General features: G+C 63.8%; 5 protein-coding genes and 1 pseudogene. 2 read left to right on the top strand and 4 right to left on the bottom strand.

Annotated elements, in window-relative coordinates:
- Together ACK5M9_RS00810 and ACK5M9_RS00805 are read right to left on the bottom strand one after the other, a co-directional pair.
- On the bottom strand, window positions 1-308 hold a 308-nt coding region (locus ACK5M9_RS00810; RefSeq protein ID WP_416891312.1), incomplete at its 3' end, for an IS3 family transposase.
- Window positions 305-616 (bottom strand): transposase, encoded by a 312-nt coding sequence (locus ACK5M9_RS00805; protein ID WP_416891311.1) that lies wholly within the window; start codon window positions 614-616, stop codon window positions 305-307. The genes ACK5M9_RS00805 and ACK5M9_RS00810, both read right to left, overlap by 4 nt.
- A 69-nt stretch (window positions 617-685) precedes the next feature.
- On the opposite strand from ACK5M9_RS00805, the pseudogene ACK5M9_RS00800 reads away from it, so the two are divergent.
- Window positions 686-991 (top strand): annotated as a pseudogene (locus tag ACK5M9_RS00800) (ATP-binding protein); the annotation flags it as partial.
- Window positions 992-1,358: 367 nt separating this feature from the next.
- A complete protein-coding gene (locus tag ACK5M9_RS00795) occupies window positions 1,359-2,726 on the top strand; it encodes a glycosyltransferase family 87 protein (protein WP_416891310.1) in 1,368 nt (455 codons plus the stop codon).
- A gap of 21 nt (window positions 2,727-2,747) precedes the next feature.
- On the opposite strand, the gene ACK5M9_RS00790 is transcribed toward ACK5M9_RS00795, so the two are convergent.
- Window positions 2,748-3,239 (bottom strand): GtrA family protein, encoded by a 492-nt coding sequence (locus ACK5M9_RS00790; RefSeq protein ID WP_416891309.1) that lies wholly within the window; start codon window positions 3,237-3,239, stop codon window positions 2,748-2,750.
- Window positions 3,236-3,826, bottom strand: a 591-nt coding sequence (locus tag ACK5M9_RS00785; protein ID WP_416891308.1) for an NAD-dependent epimerase/dehydratase family protein, incomplete at its 5' end; no start/stop codon positions are given. The genes ACK5M9_RS00790 and ACK5M9_RS00785, both read right to left, overlap by 4 nt.

The raw sequence follows: 3,826 nt of genomic DNA, 5'->3' as shown, positions 1-3,826 counted from the left end.
GTGACCGGCTGCCACGGGCGTGGGCTGATCCCGCGAATTCCGTTGGCCCGCATAATCTTGGCCACCGTCTTCTTCGATACAGTCTCGCCGACCTCAGGTAAATCCGCGAGGATTCGCGGTGCCCCGTTGACGTGATCGGAGGCCGCATGCACCTGGCGGATCTTCACCGGCAACTCCGCGGTGCGCGCCGCACGCGGCCCCGGCGCGGCGTCCCGGCGGGCAGCCCACGCGTAATATCCCGATCGGGATACCGCCAGCAGCTCGGTCATCCTGGTGATGCTGTGGTGTGCCTTCTCCGCGTCGATCACCGCGAACCGTCGTTCCGGTTCGAGTTCTCCACCGCAAAGAAGGCTGCTGCTTTTTTTAAAAACGCCCGGTCCATCCGCAACTCGGCCACCTCACGGCGTAGCCGGGTCAACTCGGCCCGCTCGTCGGCATCAAGCACCTTAGGAGGATCATCCAACTTCGACCGCTCAACAGCCACCCACCGGCCCAGCAGGGCCTCTCCGACCCCGATCTCACGGGCGACTCCGGCGATCGTGCGACCGGTATCGATCACCAACCGCGCCGCCTCCGCACGGAACTTCAGGGTGCAACTCTTCCTCTTCGCACCCATGAGTGCATCCTCTCCTGCCGAGCAACGCCCAGCCAGTCAGGATGTCCACAAAACGGGGGTAACCCCAACCTGCTCATCGACGAACTGGGCTACCTGCAGCTCGACCGCCGGCGCGCCGAGCTGCTCTTCCAAGTACTCACCGAACGAGAAGAACGCTCCGCGATCGCCATCGCCTCCAACGAGCCCTTCTCAGCCTGGACGAAAACCTTCACCGACCCCCGGCTCTGCGCCGCCATCGTCGACCGACGCACCTTCGCCGGCCAGATCATCGAAACCGGCAGCCACTCCTACCGACTCGCCCACGCCCGAAACGCCCAGCCCACCAAAGCGACCGGGGCCAAATCAAACCGTCCCGGCGGGGCCAAATCAAGTTGACATTGCCATAACGCCATTTCCCGTGATGGTCAAGCACGCGTACGATCACGCGCTGTGGCAACAATCAACGTTGAACCAGCCGATGGCTGAATCATGCTGATGTGGCTCCGGGGCTACCCCCAGGGCCACGGGTATGACTGTGGCCCAAATCGCCGAATCCGTCGATGGATGCCGCCGGGTCGTCCGGAATGCGGGCGGTGCGCCTGATGGGGGACGGCCCGGGACAACCTCACTGGGGCGATTTGGGACACCAAGGAGTCAGAGGGTGATACAGCGGTGGCCCGTCGCGCGCGCGCTGGTCACTACCGCAAAGAAGCCTTGTACCGCGGCCGCGAATCAATCTCCGAGGAATCTACTGGTCGGCACAGTGCTGCTGTTGACCTCAATATCGTTCGCAACTTGCCTTGTTCTCTCCCACTATTTTTCAGCTGATGTCCTGTCGTCACTGCTATACCAGCCCTATGACTGTCTGCCCATCCAGGCGATAAAGGTTGGTAGGCACTGCTTCGGCGACTATTCACTTCCACTGGTCCTCGGGATGGAAGCCAACCCGTGGGCCCCCTACCCTCTGCATCTTCCCCCAGAATTGGACGTCATCTACAACAACTACTCAGCTGGCGCGATGCTGCCGATGGTTGCTTTCGGTGCGGTCGGCAAATGGCTAGGAGCCCCGCTGGCAGGAATGGTCGGCTACCTGATCGCTCTGACCGCAGCCTGCCTGATTCCAGCGATATGGGCGGCACGGGGCGCGATCGGGCTGGAACGGATCGTGGTCTTCATGATCTGCGGAGCCGCTGCCGTTCCGGTCTGGATGACCGTCGATCGAGGAAACGCGGTGGGTTTTGCGGTGCCGGCCATGCTGTACTACCTGGTGGCGCTGTGCCGGCAGCGCTGGGGTCTGGTTGCGGCCATGGTGATCCTGGCGGCGCTGATCAAACCACAGTTCGCGGTGTTGGGGTGTGTGCTGTTCACGGCGCGGCAATGGCGAATGGCCGCCATCGCAGTGGCGGGAGGTGTGATATCCAACGTCGCCGCCTACGCCCTGTGGCCACGAGACTTCCCGGGCACCATCCTGCAATCCATTCACAACACCGCCCAATACGGGTCAGACGCATTGTTGTTCAGCGATCAGAACGTGTCATTCGGCAAGGGGCTATTCACCATAATCGACGGCGTCGAGGGTGCGTTGAATGGCGGTATGTTGCCGGATAATTTTCTTATTCGCCCGCGGCTGCTGGCCGGTTCTGCCGTGTTGGTGCTGGTCGTGGTTGCCCTGGTCGCTCTTGGCCGGCGCATTCCCCCGGTGATGGCAGGTGCCGTACTGCTGGCCACAGCCTCACTTTTCCCAGCCGTGAGCAACCGCTACTACCTGGTATTCGCGTTGCCGATTGCCGCCCTGGTAGTCAGGGACCCAGACGGGCCACCGGCGACGGGCATTTTCGAACGACTGGCAGTGGTAGGAGGACGCCGCCGTCTAGTCGGCATCTGCGTCAGTCTGGCCGCTGCAGTCACCATCGCCCAGATCGCAATACCCGGCCCGCTATTTCACTGGTCGATATACAGTCCGCAAGGGGATCTCTGGGCAGTCGTGAGTCTCGTGCGGACCACGGCGGAGTTCGCACCAATTCTCTGGCTGGTCACCATCTGCGTGACTCTTGTCTCCTACGCCCTGCATCCGGCGCCAGCCATCGGTGACGCACCGGTCGATTGCGGCGAACCCCACCGGGCACGCTGAACGACGGCTGGGCCGCACCCACTACGCGCGGGACGAATGTCCTTCAATCTCATCGGCGCTGCGCCGGAAGGAGAAGTGCCGGTGCCCGAACCAGCTCAGCAACGTGGTCGTTGCGATGATGATCGCCTGCGCGGGAATGCGGTGCATCCCGGATTCCACCAGCAGCGGCAAGGCCACCGCGTTGATGCCCAGTCCGGTGAGGTAGATGCTCTCAAAGCGTGCCAGATCGCGCAGCACATGGCCGCGAACCCGGAACACGAACCGCCGATGCATCACGAAGGCGAACAGCACACCCAGAAGGTGCGAAATCCCGACGGTCACCAATGCCCCCGCGACCGTGCCGAATCGACCATCGACGCTTTGACCGACGGTTTCGGAACAGACAACGAAGATGGAGAATCCGACGATCGTGTTGATGATGCCGACCGCCAGGAACGCCATCCGCTGGTCCTGGACGAGACGCATCAGCGGCCCCGGCGGCGCCGATTCGGGTGGCAGGTCGAACTCGGTCACCGCGGGGACTCGAATTTCGCGATCTGCTCCCGGGTCACCGCCAGCGGGTCCTCACCTTCGTGCACCCGGCGTGCCCAGTCGACGGTCCACCCGACGGCATCGCGGAAACCGAGCCGGTTGCGCCAGCCCAATTCGCGCTGGGCCTTGGTGGCGTCGAGGGCCAGCAGGTTCGCCTCGTGCGGGTGATCTCCGGGTTGGCGGTCCCAGTGCGCCCCACCTCCCCACAGCTCGGCTGCCAGTGTTGCCACCTGCCCTACTTCGACGAAACTGTCGCGGCCTGGCCCGATGTTCCACTGGCCCAGCCCGCCACCGGCGAGCAGCGCGTCGGCAATCGTGAGATAGCCGTTGAGGCAGTCCAGTACGTGCTGCCAGGGCCGCACCGCATGCGGGAAACGCAAGAGCGGCGCCTGGCCGCTTGCATAGGCGGCCACCAGGTCCGGCAGCAGGCGGTCACGGCTGATGTCGCCCCCGCCGATCACATTGCCGCCGCGGGCAATCGCGGTCGGGCAGCCGGGGAAGCTGTGGATCCAGGATTGGGTCAGCAGATCGGCCATCGCTTTGGACGCACTGTAGGGATCGTCGCCGCC

It is taken from the genome of Mycobacterium sp., assembly GCF_047975165.1.
GTDB lineage: Bacteria > Actinomycetota > Actinomycetes > Mycobacteriales > Mycobacteriaceae > Mycobacterium.
This window is presented reverse-complemented; position numbering and strand designations above follow the sequence as displayed.

Excerpts from the sequence above, each read along its gene's own strand:
- ACK5M9_RS00805 (WP_416891311.1), bottom strand. The coding sequence starts at position 616 with ATGGGTGCGAAGAGGAAGAGTTGCACCCTGAAGTTCCGTGCGGAGGCG.